General features: G+C 35.8%; 14 protein-coding genes. 11 read left to right on the forward strand and 3 right to left on the reverse strand.

Features of this window, described 5'->3' with window-relative positions:
* Nucleotides 1-84: 84 nt before the first annotated feature.
* From ACFX4N_RS02125 to ACFX4N_RS02150, 6 genes are all read left to right on the forward strand, one after another.
* Entirely contained in the window at nt 85-276 is a 192-nt protein-coding gene (locus tag ACFX4N_RS02125; RefSeq protein ID WP_025751820.1) for a hypothetical protein, read from the forward strand.
* A gap of 118 nt (nt 277-394) precedes the next feature.
* Nucleotides 395-586, forward strand: coding sequence for a hypothetical protein (locus tag ACFX4N_RS02130; protein WP_057273226.1), 192 nt, complete (start codon nt 395-397; stop codon nt 584-586).
* A gap of 398 nt (nt 587-984) precedes the next feature.
* Nucleotides 985-1,329 (forward strand): Na-translocating system protein MpsC family protein, encoded by a 345-nt coding sequence (locus ACFX4N_RS02135; RefSeq protein WP_013057171.1) that lies wholly within the window; start codon nt 985-987, stop codon nt 1,327-1,329.
* Nucleotides 1,330-1,517: 188 nt separating this feature from the next.
* Nucleotides 1,518-2,312, forward strand: a complete 795-nt coding sequence (locus ACFX4N_RS02140) for a formate/nitrite transporter family protein (protein ID WP_013057170.1) — start codon at nt 1,518-1,520, stop codon at nt 2,310-2,312.
* A gap of 740 nt (nt 2,313-3,052) precedes the next feature.
* The gene (locus ACFX4N_RS02145) at nt 3,053-5,014 is read left to right on the forward strand and encodes a GTP-binding protein (protein WP_098901042.1); all 1,962 of its coding nucleotides are present in this window, start codon (nt 3,053-3,055) and stop codon (nt 5,012-5,014) included.
* A 131-nt stretch (nt 5,015-5,145) separates the two neighbouring features.
* Entirely contained in the window at nt 5,146-5,457 is a 312-nt protein-coding gene (locus ACFX4N_RS02150; RefSeq protein WP_192100405.1) for a hypothetical protein, read from the forward strand.
* Between the two features lie 58 nt (nt 5,458-5,515).
* Here the strand turns inward: ACFX4N_RS02150 and ACFX4N_RS02155 are convergent, their stop codons facing one another.
* Nucleotides 5,516-6,037 carry an LURP-one-related family protein gene (locus ACFX4N_RS02155; protein WP_029321919.1) on the reverse strand — a complete coding sequence of 174 codons (522 nt, stop codon included), beginning with the start codon at nt 6,035-6,037 and terminating at the stop codon, nt 5,516-5,518.
* Between the two features lie 224 nt (nt 6,038-6,261).
* On the opposite strand from ACFX4N_RS02155, the gene gad reads away from it, so the two are divergent.
* From gad to ACFX4N_RS02170, 3 genes are all read left to right on the forward strand, one after another.
* Entirely contained in the window at nt 6,262-7,665 is a 1,404-nt protein-coding gene (gene gad, locus ACFX4N_RS02160; protein ID WP_377260765.1) for a glutamate decarboxylase, read from the forward strand.
* 215 nt (nt 7,666-7,880) lie between these two features.
* Nucleotides 7,881-8,894: a hypothetical protein gene (locus tag ACFX4N_RS02165; protein WP_377260768.1), complete on the forward strand. Its 1,014-nt coding sequence runs from the start codon at nt 7,881-7,883 to the stop codon at nt 8,892-8,894.
* Nucleotides 8,895-9,364: 470 nt separating this feature from the next.
* The gene (locus ACFX4N_RS02170; RefSeq protein WP_013057162.1) at nt 9,365-10,531 is read left to right on the forward strand and encodes an Ig-like domain-containing protein; all 1,167 of its coding nucleotides are present in this window, start codon (nt 9,365-9,367) and stop codon (nt 10,529-10,531) included.
* A gap of 316 nt (nt 10,532-10,847) precedes the next feature.
* Here the strand turns inward: ACFX4N_RS02170 and ACFX4N_RS02175 are convergent, their stop codons facing one another.
* A complete protein-coding gene (locus tag ACFX4N_RS02175; RefSeq protein WP_013057161.1) occupies nt 10,848-11,783 on the reverse strand; it encodes a 3'-5' exonuclease in 936 nt (311 codons plus the stop codon).
* A gap of 1,502 nt (nt 11,784-13,285) precedes the next feature.
* Between ACFX4N_RS02175 and ACFX4N_RS02180 the strand changes: the two genes are divergently transcribed.
* Together ACFX4N_RS02180 and mbcS are read left to right on the forward strand one after the other, a co-directional pair.
* Entirely contained in the window at nt 13,286-13,984 is a 699-nt protein-coding gene (locus ACFX4N_RS02180; protein ID WP_013057158.1) for a hypothetical protein, read from the forward strand.
* 155 nt (nt 13,985-14,139) lie between these two features.
* Nucleotides 14,140-15,720 (forward strand): acyl-CoA synthetase MbcS, encoded by a 1,581-nt coding sequence (gene mbcS, locus ACFX4N_RS02185; protein WP_377260772.1) that lies wholly within the window; start codon nt 14,140-14,142, stop codon nt 15,718-15,720.
* 43 nt (nt 15,721-15,763) lie between these two features.
* Here mbcS and ACFX4N_RS02190 read toward each other — a convergent pair whose 3' ends face one another.
* The gene (locus tag ACFX4N_RS02190; protein ID WP_192100408.1) at nt 15,764-16,726 is read right to left on the reverse strand and encodes a VanW family protein; all 963 of its coding nucleotides are present in this window, start codon (nt 16,724-16,726) and stop codon (nt 15,764-15,766) included.
* Nucleotides 16,727-17,061: the final 335 nt, after the last annotated feature.

Genomic DNA, 17,061 nt, shown 5'->3' on the forward strand with positions numbered 1-17,061 from the left:
TCACTTGGATTTTTTAGTTCGTATTATAAGATACTATAAAAAATTTATGTTCTCCCGATATAAGTACTGAAAGGAGAAACGTTTATGCAAGGTATAAGTATATCAGGGCAAGATGCATGGTCTTCTATTATAGTATCGTTCGCTATTTTCATCATTATATGGGGTCTGATTCCAGGCTTAACTATAAAGTATGTATGTAAAAGTCAAACACTAGGTATAGCAAGTTTTTTTGTTGGTATTGCCTATGGGGTTAAAGCAGGTCATTTCCTTATTTAAATACGATTTGGTGTAAGTAAGGAAGCTTGGACCGCTATTAGCTAAGTGGGAATCCCTTTTGTTTCCTGTTATTTTTTTAGAGCAATTCTCCATAATAACAGTTAAAGAGGTGAATCCGATGACAGATAACAATGTTGGGTTTGGAGTTAGCGGAGGCGAAGAGACGAGAAAAACATCTACTGGTTTTAGTGAAGCTCCTATATCTAATGATGTACAACAAAACCAAAAACAAGATAACTACGAAAAGCTTAGCCATCAACTAAATTCATTATCTGATGATGAATTTAGAGCAGATCGTGATGAAGATTAAGGGTTTCCTATCAAAAAAGAATATTTAAATTAAATAAAGTATTATGAAAGTAAACTAATTGGATTCCATGACTTTGACGTGATAGCATTAACTACTGGTACAAACATACCACTTGACTATTTTGACATGCTATCTTGTCAAAGTTCTTAGTTATTTCTTTGGTAACTGAGAATCCATTTGTAACCTTTAAGTAGAGATATAAAGGTAATCCTTCACTTTAATAAGTGAAGGATTTTTTTTATCATTTCGTAATGGTTTTGCGATTGTTTGGATTAACGGGGGTAAAACAGATACATTGTATACAATGTAAACGTCGTCATGTATAATGTAACTTATTCTTAGTTGAAAACTTGAATGAGCAGGATAGACATACTCGAGATAAGCGGGGGCATACACCAGTGTCTAAGAAAATACATGATTTTAATGATATTATCCGAAAGCTGCGCAAAAAACTTTTTGGAAAAGGTCCAGAACGAATTCATACTGTATTTGTTCAAAATATGGCTATTTCAACTTTGTACGGCAACTTAACGCCAGCTGAACAATTTATCGCGAGAACAACCGAAGGTAAAGAGACGGTACATATGGCAAGAACAAAGCTTATTCAAAACCTGTACGCTTCATCTCCTCCAGAGGGGCTTGAAGACTTGTTAGGAGCTAAGCTGGAGTACTTATTTTCTGATATCAAAGTAGAAGAAGATATCGCTGTTTCTGTGTTTGTGTTTGAAACCAATATTCAGTAGAACAACGTAAAATACATAATTTAATTAAATGAAAGAGAAGTAGGATCTGCTTGTTTTTTATTTGATTTTATTATAGATAATGATGACTGATATACTGTAAAGAAAGTGCAGGATTATTAGGCAGCATTCAAAAACCTTGTGTAAAAGGTGTTTTTGAGTGCTGCCTTTTTTAGTTAAGGAGGAGTTTTATGGCATTTCACAAGCCGGATAAAATGTTAAACATCGCTTTAGAAGCAGGGATTTCAAAAACGAAGCTATCCCTTTCTTCCATTCTCATGCTTGGGTTTTTAGGAGGCGCGTTTATTGCGCTTGGCTTTTTACTAGATGTACGCGTAATTGGTAATTTACCAGCTGAATGGGGAAGTTTATCGAATCTTTTAGGAGGGGCCGTCTTTCCTGTAGGTCTTATGCTGGTTGTACTTGGGGGAGCGGAGCTTATTACAGGGAATATGATGTCTGTTTCCATTGCCCTGTATGCAAGAAAAATTTCACTTCGTCACTTGCTTCATAACTGGTTTTGGGTCACGCTTGCTAACTTTTTAGGTGCCGCATTTATTGCATATTTCTTTGGACATATTGTAGGTTTAACAGAAACAGGGCCTTTTTTAGATAAAACGGTAGCAATTGCTCAAGCTAAAATTGATGAATCGTTTTTTAAAACGCTTATTTCCGCTGTGGGCTGCAACTGGCTTGTATGTTTAGCTATTTGGCTTTCATACGGTGCTGAAGATGTTACGGGGAAAATTCTTGGTATTTGGTTTCCTATTATGGCATTTGTTGCGATTGGCTTTCAGCACGTTGTAGCCAATATGTTTATTATTCCCGCTGCTATTTTTGCAGGTCACTTTACTTGGTTTGATTTTATGACAAATATTGTCCCTACCTTTATTGGAAATATGATAGGTGGAGCTGTATTTGTAGGTCTTATTTATTTTTCTTCTTATCAACAAAAACAAAAAGAACAATTAAAAAAAGCTTCTTAAGCGGTTTTATCAGTTGTCATTAAAAAAAAGCAGTCTCTTAGTAAAGAGGCTGCTTTTTTGATAGTGAAAGGTGAAAAAATGTATTTTTAACAATTTATGTATGATAACATATAAATCAATTAAGGTTGGGTAAACGTTCAAATTCGTTTTTTTATTTTCATAATAATATTATGGTTAACTAGATGATAAGGAATACATGCATAAGGGAGAGAAAGAAAGATTGAATATTGGTATAGGGTTAATTCTACTATCTGTCGCACTACTATTTCTTATATCAGGAATGTTTTTACGCAAGAAGAGAAAAAAGGTATGTAGCAACAGTTTGTTAATCGCAGGAACATTGATTTTATCAGCAAGTCTATTATTACTTACTGGTTTATATGATCCATATGCAAATCATATTTAATAACTTACTAACGGAGAGTGAAGAAATTGAAGTTCATGTTTGCTGTTTTATTGATTATATTTGGCAGCATTTTAGTTGGGTTGACTAGTAACAGTCTAGGCGCGACAGGTAATAACATCATGCATTGAGCTGGAATTGGGTGCCTTATAGCAGCTATTTTTATAGCAAAAGGCAAAAAAGATACCAAAAGCCGTACAAAAAAGGAATGCGATGTTTAATCACGCATTCTTTTTTGATGTAAGCAGCTCTAATTCTTTGTCGTCCACTTTTTCTTACGATTATTATAAAATAGAGAGTAACAGCTATACATACAGCAGTAAGGTGGTATTTAACAATGAAACAATCTAATAAAACAATCGGCATTGCAGCGCATGTGGATGCAGGGAAGACTACGTTTTCCGAGCAGCTTCTTTATCATACAAAAAGTATTAAACAGCGAGGAAGAGTTGACCACAAAGACTCCTTTCTTGATACCCATGCGATTGAAAAAGAACGAGGAATTACGGTATTTGCCGATCAAGGAACTTTTTCATATAACGGTTCTACTTACTATTTAATTGATACGCCGGGCCACGTCGATTTTTCACCTGAAATGGAACGTTCTATTCAAGTGATGGACTATGCCATTGTTATCTTAAGTGCAGTAGAAGGAGTCGAAGGCCATACAGAAACGGTTTGGCAGCTGCTTCAAAAACATCGTGTGCCCGTATTCTTTTTCATCAATAAAATCGATCGTGTAGGAGCAGATCCTGAACGTGTTATAAATGATATTAAACACAACTTAACCCCCGATGTTTTTGACATAACGTCAGAGCTTCTAGATGGCTCGTTAAGTGAGGAACTTATTGAATTTATAGCTGAAAAAGATGAAGAGCTTCTAGATGCATTTATGGAAGGTAAGAATGATCAAGCTTATTGGAGAGCGGCTATGCAAAAGCTTATTCAAGCCAATCAGCTTTTCCCGTGTGCGAGTGGTTCAGCTTTACAAGACATCGGTATTAAAGAATTTTTAGAGAAGGTTGATTTGTTAACAGAAACTCGCTACTCGAAGGAAGAAGCATTTTCAGGGCGTGTATATAAAATTCGGCACGATGAAAACGGCATGCGTATCACGTTTATCAAAGCTCTTAGCGGGACACTGCAGGTGCGTGATGAAGTGGCTTATGAAAAAAACGGAGAGCTATACGAAGAAAAAATTACTCAAATTCGCGCTTATAACGGAAGCACATTTAAAAACGTTAATGAAGGTTCAGCCGGCGAACTTTTTGCAGTTACAGGATTGTCTTCAGCATCGATTGGAGACGGTCTTGGAACGTTAAAAGAAAGCCGGTCCTACGAACTTTTGCCTACGTTAAAATCAAAAGTTGTTTTTGAGCCTTCTGTTCATCCAAAAGAAGGAATTAAACTTTTTCGATTATTAGATGCTGAAGACCCTTCTTTACATGTGACGTGGGAAGAAAGGACTCAAGAACTTCATATTCATGTGATGGGAGCAATTCAGCTTGAAGTTCTCGAAAAACTGATAAAAGAACGTTTTAATATAAACGTACAGTTTGAAGAACCAGAAATTTTGTACAAAGAATCCATTCAAAATACAGTGATGGGCTACGGGCATTTTGAACCGTTGAAACACTATGCAGAAGTTCATTTGAAAATAGAAGCAGCGGAACGAAACAGCGGAATTACTTTTGAAAATGCTTGTCACGCCGACGATTTGTCCGTTGGGTATCAAAATCTAGTCCGTCAGCATATATTTGAAAAGCCGCATCACGGTTTGCTGACAGGTTCGCCTATTACTGATATAAAAGTGACGTTGCGTACCGGACGAGCTCATAACAAGCATACAAGCGGAGGAGATTTTAGAGAAGCAACGTACCGAGCATTACGACAAGGGTTAGAAAAAGCCAAAAACATTGTGCTGGAACCGTATTATGACTTTAAAATTAAAGTAGATATTGATCAAATGGGAAGAGTATTAGCTGATGTTCAAAGCGCACACGGTCGCTTTGATTCTCCTGTAACAACCGAAAACAAAGCGATTATTACAGGAAAAGTTCCTGTTGCTACTTTTATGACCTACGGTTCGACGCTAGCATCTTTTACGCATGGAAAAGGAGCGATGTCTCTATTATTCGGAGGGTATGAACGCTGTCATAATGAAGAAGAAGTTATTGAACGAATCCGCTACAATAAAGAGGCGGATCCCGAATACAGTTCATCCTCCGTCTTTTGCGCCAAAGGACAGGGCTATACGGTTCCTTGGAAAGAAGCAGAGGAAAAAATGCACTGTTTATAAAAAGCACTGTAGCAATCGCTACAGTGCTTTTTCGTAATGGGCTTTCATTAGTTATTTTCTTCATATCTTTACAATAAAAACCACATTATAGTATAGTTTACTTATATTTCTAAAAAAGAGGTGATAGAAACGTGGATGCCACTGTTAAAACAACTAAAAGTGGGATAATAGGTGGGATTCTTGGAGGAATTTCACATTTATATGTCATTATTAATACTTTATTGATCCTTAACTTTTTTACAGGACTTATTGCGGCTGAAAAGCTTCAAGGACTGCCTATTATCGCACCTATCTTTTTAGTTCCGCTCATGATTGTTCCTGCAATTATTGGTTTCTTTATAAAAAAAGACAAGCTCTGTCTATGGGCGATTATTTTAAATATCATCTTGTTTCTTGTACCAATTAGCTACCATGTCATCGGTACATTAGTATTTGGCCCTTAATTAAAAAACGAACAAACTTTATATTGAAGTTTGTTCGTTTTTTAATATCATATAACCACTATTGAGCCGGAGCAGTAGCTGTACTGCTGTTTTCGTCTTTCACCATCATCCTTACGCCTTGTACAACCGCAATTCCTTCCCACTTATCAAGATCAGGTTCGAGAAATTCTAAAGCAAACGTGTGGGGACGTAATGACAGAAAAGAAGAGAGTGTGCGGACTTGAATGATAGGAACGCCGGAACGCAAAACGTCGAATTTGCGATCTGTTATATTCCCCGTAATTTCATATGTATCGCCATCGTTTCTGATATAAAGATACTTCTTTTTAAAAAAAGTGAATTTCCGTTGAATCATGCCAACTTCATTTCCTTGATGATCAGAAATAATCAGCTTTGGCATGAGGGCAAACATTTTAGATTTACCTGTAAATATAATTTCTTCGTCCTTTAAAATCTCAAATTTATTAGCAATAGATAACTTATATGTGACATTTCCAACAACGTCTTGTGATTCATTATAAATAGGAGATTCACCTAATTCGAAAAACTTGTCTTGCAAGATAATCCCTTGTTTCTCCATCCGAAAACCTCCTTTAGAATATATTACCATATTTTTTACCCTTTGAGTTGTGCCAAGCAGATTTTTATGAGTATCACTAAATAAAGGTCGCCCTTATGTGCTGCGGATAATGAAAAGAATGAAAATAGGTTTCAAAGCTCATAATGTGTAAAGGAGACCTGCTTGTTATAACACCAGGTGAACGTAAAGCAATTTGTTAGATATACATAAGGAGATGATACTTTATGCCTCAATGGCACCCACATCGTGAACAAAAAAATTTACCTGATGAATTTCCTGTTAATCCGCTTTTTTCTCGACAAGGAGAAGTGACGATTCCAAGACTGCGTATCGGTGATCAAGGTATGCTTCCGGAAACGGCTTATCAAATCATTCATGACGAAATTGCTTTAGACGGAAATGCCCGCTTGAATTTAGCTACGTTTGTTACTACGTGGATGGAGCCTGATGCAAAGCGTTTGTACGGAGAATCTTTTGATAAAAATATGATCGATAAAGATGAGTATCCGCAGACAGCGGCTATTGAAGAGAGATGTGTACGTATTTTAGCGGATTTGTGGAATTCACCTAATCCTGATACCACGATGGGCGTTTCTACTACAGGTTCATCTGAAGCATGTATGCTTGGTGGACTAGCGTTAAAAAGACGCTGGCAGAAACTGCGTAAAAGTAAAGGGCTATCAACGGACCGCCCCAATATTGTATTTAGTTCATCGGTTCAAGTGGTATGGGAGAAGTTCGCAAACTATTGGGACGTAGAGCCTCGTTATGTGAACATTAATCCAGATCATCCTTATTTAGATGCAGAAGGCGTGATTAATACGGTTGACGAAAATACAATTGGCGTCGTACCGATTCTTGGAGTCACGTATACAGGGGTTTACGAACCAATTGCTGCTATCGCAAAAGCATTAGATGAGTTACAGGAAAAAACAGGGTTGGATATTCCTATCCATGTAGATGCTGCTTCTGGAGGTTTTATCGCTCCATTTCTTCAACCAGACCTTATCTGGGATTTCCGCTTGCCGCGAGTAAAGTCCATTAACGTGTCAGGACACAAGTATGGTTTAGTTTACCCTGGCTTGGGATGGGTAATTTGGAGAGAAAAAGAGGACTTGCCTGAAGATCTTATTTTCCGCGTTTCTTATTTAGGGGGCAACATGCCAACTTTTGCGCTCAACTTCTCTAGACCAGGAGCACAAGTCCTTTTGCAGTACTACAATTTCTTGCGTTTAGGTAAAGACGGCTATTATGCCGTGCAAAAAACCTCCCAAGAAAACGCGCTGTTTCTTAGCAAAGAAATTGGAGAAATGGACGCATTCGAAATTCTTGCTGATGGTTCAGATATCCCGGTTCTTGCTTGGAAACTGAAAGAAGACTATACACCAAACTGGACTCTTTATGATTTGTCTAGACAACTGCGTACGTACGGATGGCAAGTTCCTGCTTACCCGCTCTCAGCAGACATGGAAGAAATAACAATCATGCGCATTGTTGTTAGAAATGGATTTTCAAGAGACCTTGCTCATTTATTTATGGTTAATTTCAAACAGGCCGTTGAATTTCTTAACTCGTTGGATAGACCTGTTCTTAAAGATACGAAATACGACAATGGATTTCATCATTAACATCTGTTATGAAAACACAAAGCCGTGTTCTGAAAAAAGTATATGGCTTTGTGTTTTTTTATGCATAAAAAGATAATATTTTCAAAAAATCCCATAAACAACACAAGAAAATATTCTTATATTTTCTTAATTTTGGTATAATAACCCCTAAGGTTTTATGGTTCTTTAGAATTATGTAAAACCTAAAAAAAGATAAAAAAAGGGGATAATAGTCTATGAAAATGTTGAAATTTGCTTTTGGTATTCCATTATTAGCTATATTGCTAGCAGCCTGTAGCGATGAATCCAGTGAAACTGTATCGCAAAAAGAAGAGCCTACAGAGAAATCAACAGCGGTTCATACGAAAGAAAATGACAACAAAACGGCTGTAAAAGAATCATCGCCGAATACATTACAAACAAAAGCATCAACAATTAAAAAAGCAGTTAATTCTAAAGAAGCGGATCGCGATTACTTATTAAATGTAATGAATGGTTATCAGTATATCCAAGTAGGTGATAATCAGTATATTTACTATGGCATTAATCAAGAGCAAAATGTTTTTTGTATGATGGAAGTTAACTTTGACGGGAGTGGTGATTATGTAGAAAATATCAATTTTGCTGATAATGCTTCAGAAGAACAAATTGCTTTGCTTCAAAACCAAATACAAGAACAACAAAAGCAATTATCAGAACTCGAACAGCAGCAAATGGAAAAAGAATTAGATGATTACTATGCGCAGCTAGAAGAAGACCGACAAAAAGAAGAAGAGGCGCAGGCCAAAGCTGATGCAGAAGCTGAAGCTCAGGCAGAAGCAGATCGTAAAGCGGAGGAAGAACGTTTAGCAGAAGAAGAAAAGAAACAGCAGGAGGAAGAGGAAGCTCAGGCAAAAGCGGACGAGGAAGAAGCTCAGGCTTATTCAGAAGATGAGGCCCAAACGGAATCGGAATCAGAACCAGAGCAAGAAGAAGATACAGAAGCAATTGAGGAAGAGGAAACAGCCGAACAAACAGTTTCCCACGAACAAGCTATCCAGCTGGTTCGTGATCAGCAAGGCATATCTGAAGATTCACCTCTCCTTGTAGCATATGATCACCTTGACGACTCAGGAAACTATATTATCCATGTTTATGAAAATGTCGTGGATAATGAAGAAACAGGAGAAGGGCATACAGCTACACAAGGGTGGTATCAAGTAAGTCCTAGTGATGGGTCAATTGCTGATGTTACGTTAGACGGTTACTAATAAAATAAGCTGTTTATTAAACATAAAAAGAGCGATACAAAACCTCAAAAGTAGCTATTATATATACTTTTGGGGTTTTAATTCCTGTTGACTATAAATTGTGATAAAATGGATTTTTTAAAAATTAAAACGTAGTAACTAACGTATAGAAAAGTTTTTTCTCTATCTTTCAAAAGAACAAAAAATGTTAGATACTGACACTCTTAAATACAACCGATATATGGTTTATCTATGCTTCATTTTATAGTTCATTTCACTTTCGTAAAGAGAAAGTACATTATAATAAAACTAAACATCTTTTCCTCCACAGATATAAAAATAGTAAAAGATCTAGAGGAAGACAGCCCCATTAAAAATGGCTGTCTTTTTTTGTCGGAATTTGAATATAGAATTATATGGTTATGTTAAAAATTAAGTAGTATCATAGTCGTAGTTATAAAGTAATTACATGTGGTTAAGGGAGAGATTAAATGAAGAAAAAGGGTATCATCTCATTATTATCTGTAGGTTTACTAGCTTCCTCATTATCAGTAAGCACAACTCAAGCAGCTGAAAATAACTATGAGTCTTCAAAGAAAACAATTGAAAGCCGATTGAAATCTGATAAACCGTTAAATCATAATGTTATTAATCCCTATGCGCTAAGGGAAATTAAAGAACAAACTTTAATTACATTAGAAACACCTAAAGGTTTTTCTACGAAAAAATTTAATGCATCAAGTGCAAGTATTAAGGGCAGTAGTGGTCAGCCAATGTATGAAAGTGAGCCTAATGATGATTTCAAAATAGCAGATACACTACTAAACGAGAGAGTAACATTTGGACAATTCGACGATACTCTTGATATAGATTTTTATAAGGTGAACGTATCTGGAAAAGGGACTTTACTAGTAGCGGGTGGAACAGATACTACTTCCAATATCGATTTACTATTTTTAGCAACTGAATATGAATATCAAGATCATGGTTATTTAGAATACTTAGGTTCTGAATATGATGATGGAGTGGAAGTGCAAGGATATAAAGTTAATAAAGCGGGCACGTATTACATACCTGTTTTAGATCTAAACGGAAATGATTATGATGCTATATATGGAATCTCTACTCAATTTGAAGCTGACAAAGATACTGTTGCGCCAAATAAACCTACTGTTAATAAAGTAGACAATAACGATAAAGTTATAACTGGTAAAGCGGAAGCAGGTTCAACTGTAACTGTTAATGTAGGTAAAAAACGAATTGGGTATGCAAAGGCAAGTTCAAAGGGATCATTCTCTGTTAGTATTCCAGTTCAAAAAGCAGGCACTACGCTGAATGTAACTGCTAAAGATAGTGCGGGAAATGTAAGTAAACTTACCTATATAACAGTTGTAAAAGCTGACGTTACTCCACCAAACAAGCCAGCAGTTAATAAAGTAGATGATAATGATAAGGTTGTGACAGGAAAAGCAGAAGCTAACTCTACCGTAACTGTTAATATAGGGAAGAATAGAATTGGGTATGCAAAAGCAAATTCAAAGGGATCATTCTCTGTTAGTATCCCTATACAGAAAAAAGGAACTAAATTAAACGTAACTGCTAAAGATGCTTCGAATAATGTAAGTAAAGTTACGTATGTAACTGTTGTGAAACATTAAAATTGATAAACTGTTTAGATTATCTGCGATGCATTAAGTGGTAAATCAATCCAATAATAATCACAAAAGCTAAAATCAGACTGTTAGGATAGCAGGATAGCTAGTATTATAAGCAGACCAATTGCGTCTGCTTTTTTATTTAGGTAAAATACATAATTCCGTAGTAAGTACACTTATTTAGACCTAATTAAGGCCTAAAACTTTACTATTAATAATGGAAGATTATAATGATGATTACGTTCTTGAGAGTTTAAGGAATGAACAGGAACAAGGGGATAAGGAAAGAGCTAAATTATGTACCAAAGAGAACGGATTTTCATCCTCTCTTTAAAGAAAGCTGGTTTAAAGGGTGTAGAGTGCTCTCATCTAAAATGATAATTTTCGATGAATATTCGAGATGTTCATTATAACAAAGCAACAAATTATGATAAAAATCCAGTAAAAGACCGACATAAAAACTATTTTCCTCTGAAAACATACCAGAGCGATTGATAAGAATATTTTCGTATTTTTTAACAATTCTTTGAGTTCTCTTTATAATTTTTAACGCATCTTTCATTTTATATATTTCATTTAACTCTTCCGCAAATATGTGGAGGTCTTTTTGTATGGTAGTTCTAAGCGTTGCATTCATTTCTTTAATGTTCTGCGGCACTTCTTCCAGAATAAATTGTTTTATCATAATGAAATCAGACTGTACTGGCTCGTTCAAAAAGCTTAGGTAAATGCGAAGAGTGTTATACGCATCATACATCGGATTGTGCTTTTTACCCTCAAACTGCAAATTATATAAAGCTAACCCATTTTCTACTGATACGTTATTTTCAGAAACACGTTTTGTAAAAATTTCTTGAAAATCAACATAACGCTGTTCTATTTTCTTTATAGTAGCAAGAGAGATTTCGTGCTTTGCCGCATCTATTTTTAAACGAGATAAATCGCTGGTAGACCAGGAGAAAAAACGGGATTTTTTAATTCCGCCAATCCAGGTTAAAAAGTCTTCAAAAACATTTTTAAAATTACTTGCACCGACTAAATCAGTATCTTTAATACCGGTTAACTCTTTGCAAAAGCGGCTTAAGGACACTCGTTTTGTAGGTTGAATATAACGATCAAAAAACTCAATGTCTTCTGTCTCGATATTGTACTTCACCGCGCCGAGCCGAATTGCTTCCATATCTTCAAACGGCATTCCTTTGTTTGAACACAGCATTTCAAAATCAAAAAAGATAAATTGTTTTACATCTGCCATATTCTATGCTCCTCTCTCTAACAGGTTATTATAAGGGAATAGGTGTGAAAGAGGAAGAACCAATAAATTCCAAATCCCGAGGATAACAATGGATTATTTCAAAAGGCTAGGGGACGCTTATCAGTTTCTAGGTAGCGGAAAAGTTTTTGAAGCTCTTCGAAGGACATATAAACAGGAAGTTCTTTGTCTGATTTTGGCGTTTGGATATTAGCAGTGAAGTCTGACTTCATATAATTTTCTTTTAAGCAATATTGCCTAAGTGGCTTGATATACGACGTTGTAACGTTTCGATGATTAATTACTTAATTCTATACAAAACGACGTACACTTGAAGATGTAAGGTCATCCAAATCAAGTGAGCGATTATTTTCTTATAGGAATTCTCGATAAAGCCTTAAAGCAAGCAAACGAGTAACCAAGACAAAGCAATAGGTGATATGTATTCCAAGGGTCTAAGAGCAAGGGAGACCGCAATGATTTTATTTCTTTTTCTAGTTTACATAATATATATTCTAGGAACCAATAGATAAAACGTAAATTCTGTCTCATTGTAAAAGTATACTTATGATAGTGAGACAGAATTTAAAAATGAGATAGGGTTTGTGTTTATTTAATTTAACTCACTAAACTAATTATCAGCAAGATTTGTTCTAATTGAACAAATGTGGATATGATTTTATAGAATGCATATTGATTTCACCAGATTGTTTTTAAGTTTGATCAGTTCGACTTATATTTATAGATTTTGAAAAATAAATGAGTTTACTTGTAGGATTTAGATTTTATACTCATTTATTTTTTCTCATCGTATTCTCAATGAACTCTTTGCAAATTGATAAAATCTGTTTACGTTTAATATTTTAAGGATTTATTTGCTACAGAACGTATATTTTTCATTTAGTACATATGTTTGCATTTAATGGATTTTTATTCATTCACAAAAGTCAAAACCTCGTATTTTCTGTAATAAAATACAGTAATTAGTATTTTTATTCTATCTGATTCCTTGTTAAAATCATTGAAAACCCCTTTCTTATCAGCTTTTTAGTGATTTTAGTTGTAGTTTCCTTTTTCATCGGGTATAATATTAAACAAATAGATGACGGTATAAATTGGATGTCATTATCCAGTTTTAAAGGAGCGATACTCATGAACATTACAATTTATTATGGAAATCATGAAGATAAAACAATTCATACAATGGATTGTCACGTAGATATCGATTTAGATGATGAAGATATGGTAGCTTTAACAGAAGCTCGTTAATGAATATATAAAAGGCTGTGGATGCTTTTCATCTGCAGCCTTTTATTTTTTGCTCTCCCTCTCCTCTTTAACTTCTACTAACCGCTACGTTTTAGAAACCTTAGTTACTTTTATTATAAAATTTCAAATTCTCCGTTAACTTCTCTTTACTTTTCGACACATTTTTTGTATCATTAGATAAGAACGTATGTTCGTTTTATTTTTATCGTATTGATGATCACAAGGAGTGTTTTTGAATGACGGTACGAAAAAGAAAAAGAAAGAAGCTCCCTCCTACCCTATCCAATACAGGCTTTATTGGATCAACGTTTGCTGATACAGATGAATTAGCACGCAATGAATATCACTTTCCTCGTAAGCAAATGAAAATTACCCATCATGTCTTAGATGCCTTGCTTCAAGGGGCAACGCACTTATTTCAACAGCATAAAGTTGAAGCCGCTATCTCATGCGTGTATCTTCCTAAGTACAAGAAGATTGGTTTAGTCCTTTCTAAACAGCCTTTTGGCCGCAATGAAGGCATTGGGTATTTTATTAATTACTTAAAGGAAATCGGACATATTGAGTGGGATGAAAAAACGAAAGACTACGAAATACATAATACGAGTTTTATCGGCGTGGTATTTGCAGATCTAGAAAAAATTGCTAAGTTCACCTTCGACTTTGAGCTGGAATTGCTGTCAAAGTTCGTTAAAGACTTAATTATTCCTGCTAAAGAGCTGTTCTTGCAGCATAATGTAAAAGCGTATCTCTCAGGCGTTGAAAATGAAGATCAGCATAAAGTAGGGTTTGTTTTATCGATCAAGCCTTATGATGAACGTAAGGAAGCAGACTTATATTTTGTGGAGTATTTAAAAGAACGTGGTTTATACGAAGAGGACGAGTCTGAAGAAGAGCTAGTACCTATTCATACAAAATGGAGCTTATTTAAATAACATACGTTATACCCGCTGTCTTAATAAGATAAGCGGGTCTTTTTTTGCTTTTTTACTAAAACCCAAAACAAATTAGTAGCAAGTACTAATAGTTAGTAATATAATAATAGTAATGATAAAAATCATTGATATCTATAATATAAGGAGTCGTTTTTATGATTCAACTAAAAGATTTAGTTCCAAGTGAACATTACAACTTAACAGAGGAAATTGAAAAACATGCATCCGATCAGCTTGCGTTAAAGTGGCAGGACGCTGACGGTGCACGTGAAGAAATTACATATAACCAGCTGTTAGCAAAAGCCAATAAAGTGGCAAACGGGTTAACAGAGCTAGGTTTAACAAAAGGCGATCACGTTTTAGTTATTGCGCCTCGCCTTATTGAATCGTACGCTATTTACTTAGCATGCTTAAAAGCAGGTATTATTGTAATTCCTTCTTCAGAACTATTACGCGCAAAAGATATCCAATATCGTTTACATCACGCTGAAGCAAAAGCGATTATTTCTTACCATCCTTTCTGCAATGAGATCGATAAGATTGAAAACTTCCCTACTTCTCTACAACATAAAATTACGTTTGGTGCTGATGTTACGTCATGGATGCGCTTAGAGTCACTTACGGCGGATGCATCAGAACAGTTCCAAGCAGCTAAAACAACTAAGGATGATACGGCATTCCTTCCTTATACATCTGGTACAACAGGACAGCCAAAAGGCGTTGTTCATACTCATGGATGGGCTTATGCTCACCTTCGTATCGCAGCTGCTGAATGGTTAGATATTAAAAAAGGAGATACGGTATGGGCAACAGCAGGTCCTGGTTGGCAGAAATGGATTTGGACTCCGTTTTTATCTGTACTTGGACAAGGTGCAACAGGCATTATCTATAACGGACGTTTTGAACCTAAAAAGTTTTTAGAAATTTTACAGGATGAAAAAGTAAACGTACTGTGCTGCACGCCAACAGAGTACCGCTTTATGGCTAAAATTGATGAGCTTGAACGTTTTGACCTATCTCACCTTCATAGCGCTGTATCTGCGGGAGAACCGCTAAATGAAGAAGTGATTAATGTGTTTAAAAAATATTTTAATATCCAAGTACGTGATGGATACGGTCAAACAGAGAATACTCTTTTAATCGGTACATTAAAAGGTGTAAAAACAAAGATTGGTTCAATGGGTAAACCGATGCTTGAAGGATTTGTAGAAATCATTAATGAAGACGGCGAACCTTGTAAGCCTGGAGAAGTTGGAGATATTGCCGTTCGTAGAGACCTCCCTTCTCTTTTCAAGCACTACTATAAAGACATGGAGCGCACTGAGAAAACGTATAAAGGAAACTACTATTTAACAGGTGACCGCGCTTCTAAAGATGAAGATAACTATTACTGGTTCCAAGGACGCGGAGATGATATCATTATCAGTTCCGGCTATACAATTGGGCCATTTGAAGTTGAAGATGCATTAATTAAGCATCCAGCGGTGAAAGAATGTGCCGTTATAGCTAGCCCAGATGCTGATCGCGGCCATGTTGTAAAAGCGTATGTTGTTCTTGTCGATCATGTAAAAACAACAGATGCAGGGTTTATTAAAGAGCTGCAAAATCACGTAAAGACTTTAACTGCACCTTACAAGTATCCTCGCGTAATTGAATTTATTGATGAATTGCCAAAAACTAATTCAGGTAAAATTCGACGTGTGGAACTTCGTGAACGCGAGCAACAAAAAGCATAATAAATGAAAAAAAGACGTATCTGTTAGGATACGTCTTTTTTTATTAGATAGCATGCTGTGAAGTACGGACATCTACCGTTAAAACACCGGTATTTACGTTTGCGTACGCTTTAATGATGACAGGGTAATCTTTGTTGTTTGTGAACTTAAAATCAGGTCCTCCCCACGATACGGTTGCATCTCTTCCTGCAGGTACATAACCTACATGTTTTGAATGGTGAGACCTAGCTGTCACTTGAAGACCAGCGCCGTCAATAGCATTGAATAGAGTAGAAGATGTTTGGCAGATCCCTCCGCCAATTCCCATCACCAGCTGTTTGTTGATGATTTCAGGAGCAGGCTGATAGCCTCTTTCTTCTGTGCGCTCCCCAACTGTTTGATTATAAGAAAATGAATCTCCAGGACCTAATACAACGTTGTTAATCGCTTCTGCGGATAGCTGAACATTTCTGTTTCGACTTGTATCACTTGGACGAAAACGTGTAGAATACGAAGCTAGCGATACATCAGCGATCCCTTGAGCAGATGCTGCCGTTACATTTGGAGCGGTTTCGTAAATCGGAACCTTTACATCCAATTGTTTCGTATTTAAGTTCTGCAGATTTTTAACAAGCTCTGCTTCTTTTAAAATGATTTGTTTGGACCCGCGGGTTAACGATCCATTTGCATCCATTTTTATGTTTTGCATAGGCGTGTCGATCCCTTTTGCCAGCTCAGACGCTAATTGCTTAATTTCTTGGTCGTATACGTCTTTATCCTTGTAATGAACGGGCTTGAATTCTTTCATTACTTTTCCTGTGCGGGAATCTTTCAACTGATACGTTAGGTCTTCGATTTTAAGGACTGGGTTTTTCTTTTTCTCAGTCTTTTTTTCTGCTTTTTTCGCTGCTTGTTTTTGTTCTATCGCAGCTGTTTGCTTTGCAGAATGGTTTGTATACATGCTGTACGCAATAAACGCACTCACAATTGTCGCGCCAAGCAAAAGCGCTCCTAAGACTTTCTTCATGTAATTGAATCCCCCCATATCTCGGCTTTACCTCAATATGTTTTTTCTATAAAAATATGTATACATTCATTTTATACAAACATCCTATAAAAGACGATATGTCAAAGTGAATAATCACCATTTTTTATATTTTTTTCTTTGTTCAACACATGAGGTAAAGCGGAATGATGTTCATAGACCCCATTTTTTCTTATGAACTCAATAGAAAACAAATGTTGTATGCGTTTCCTGTTATTACTATTCTTATATATAATAGCACGAAAACAAGGATTTTTTAACGAATTATGGTAATTATTTTAAAATTTTTCTGACAATTTTCGCGATGTTGTTCATTT

The organism is Priestia sp. YIM B13551, assembly GCF_042787905.1.
GTDB lineage: Bacteria > Bacillota > Bacilli > Bacillales > Bacillaceae_H > Priestia.

What these genes read in the sequence shown, in the direction of transcription:
- ACFX4N_RS02125 (WP_025751820.1), top strand. Translation starts at nt 85, where the DNA reads ATGCAAGGTATAAGTATATCAGGGCAAGATGCATGGTCTTCTATTATA.
- ACFX4N_RS02130 (WP_057273226.1), top strand. Translation starts at nt 395, where the DNA reads ATGACAGATAACAATGTTGGGTTTGGAGTTAGCGGAGGCGAAGAGACG.
- ACFX4N_RS02140 (WP_013057170.1), top strand. Translation starts at nt 1,518, where the DNA reads ATGGCATTTCACAAGCCGGATAAAATGTTAAACATCGCTTTAGAAGCA.
- ACFX4N_RS02145 (WP_098901042.1), top strand. Translation starts at nt 3,053, where the DNA reads ATGAAACAATCTAATAAAACAATCGGCATTGCAGCGCATGTGGATGCA.
- ACFX4N_RS02155 (WP_029321919.1), bottom strand. Translation starts at nt 6,037, where the DNA reads ATGGAGAAACAAGGGATTATCTTGCAAGACAAGTTTTTCGAATTAGGT.
- gad (WP_377260765.1), top strand. Translation starts at nt 6,262, where the DNA reads ATGCCTCAATGGCACCCACATCGTGAACAAAAAAATTTACCTGATGAA.
- ACFX4N_RS02165 (WP_377260768.1), top strand. Translation starts at nt 7,881, where the DNA reads ATGAAAATGTTGAAATTTGCTTTTGGTATTCCATTATTAGCTATATTG.
- ACFX4N_RS02170 (WP_013057162.1), top strand. Translation starts at nt 9,365, where the DNA reads ATGAAGAAAAAGGGTATCATCTCATTATTATCTGTAGGTTTACTAGCT.
- ACFX4N_RS02175 (WP_013057161.1), bottom strand. Translation starts at nt 11,783, where the DNA reads ATGGCAGATGTAAAACAATTTATCTTTTTTGATTTTGAAATGCTGTGT.
- ACFX4N_RS02180 (WP_013057158.1), top strand. Translation starts at nt 13,286, where the DNA reads ATGACGGTACGAAAAAGAAAAAGAAAGAAGCTCCCTCCTACCCTATCC.
- mbcS (WP_377260772.1), top strand. Translation starts at nt 14,140, where the DNA reads ATGATTCAACTAAAAGATTTAGTTCCAAGTGAACATTACAACTTAACA.
- ACFX4N_RS02190 (WP_192100408.1), bottom strand. Translation starts at nt 16,726, where the DNA reads ATGAAGAAAGTCTTAGGAGCGCTTTTGCTTGGCGCGACAATTGTGAGT.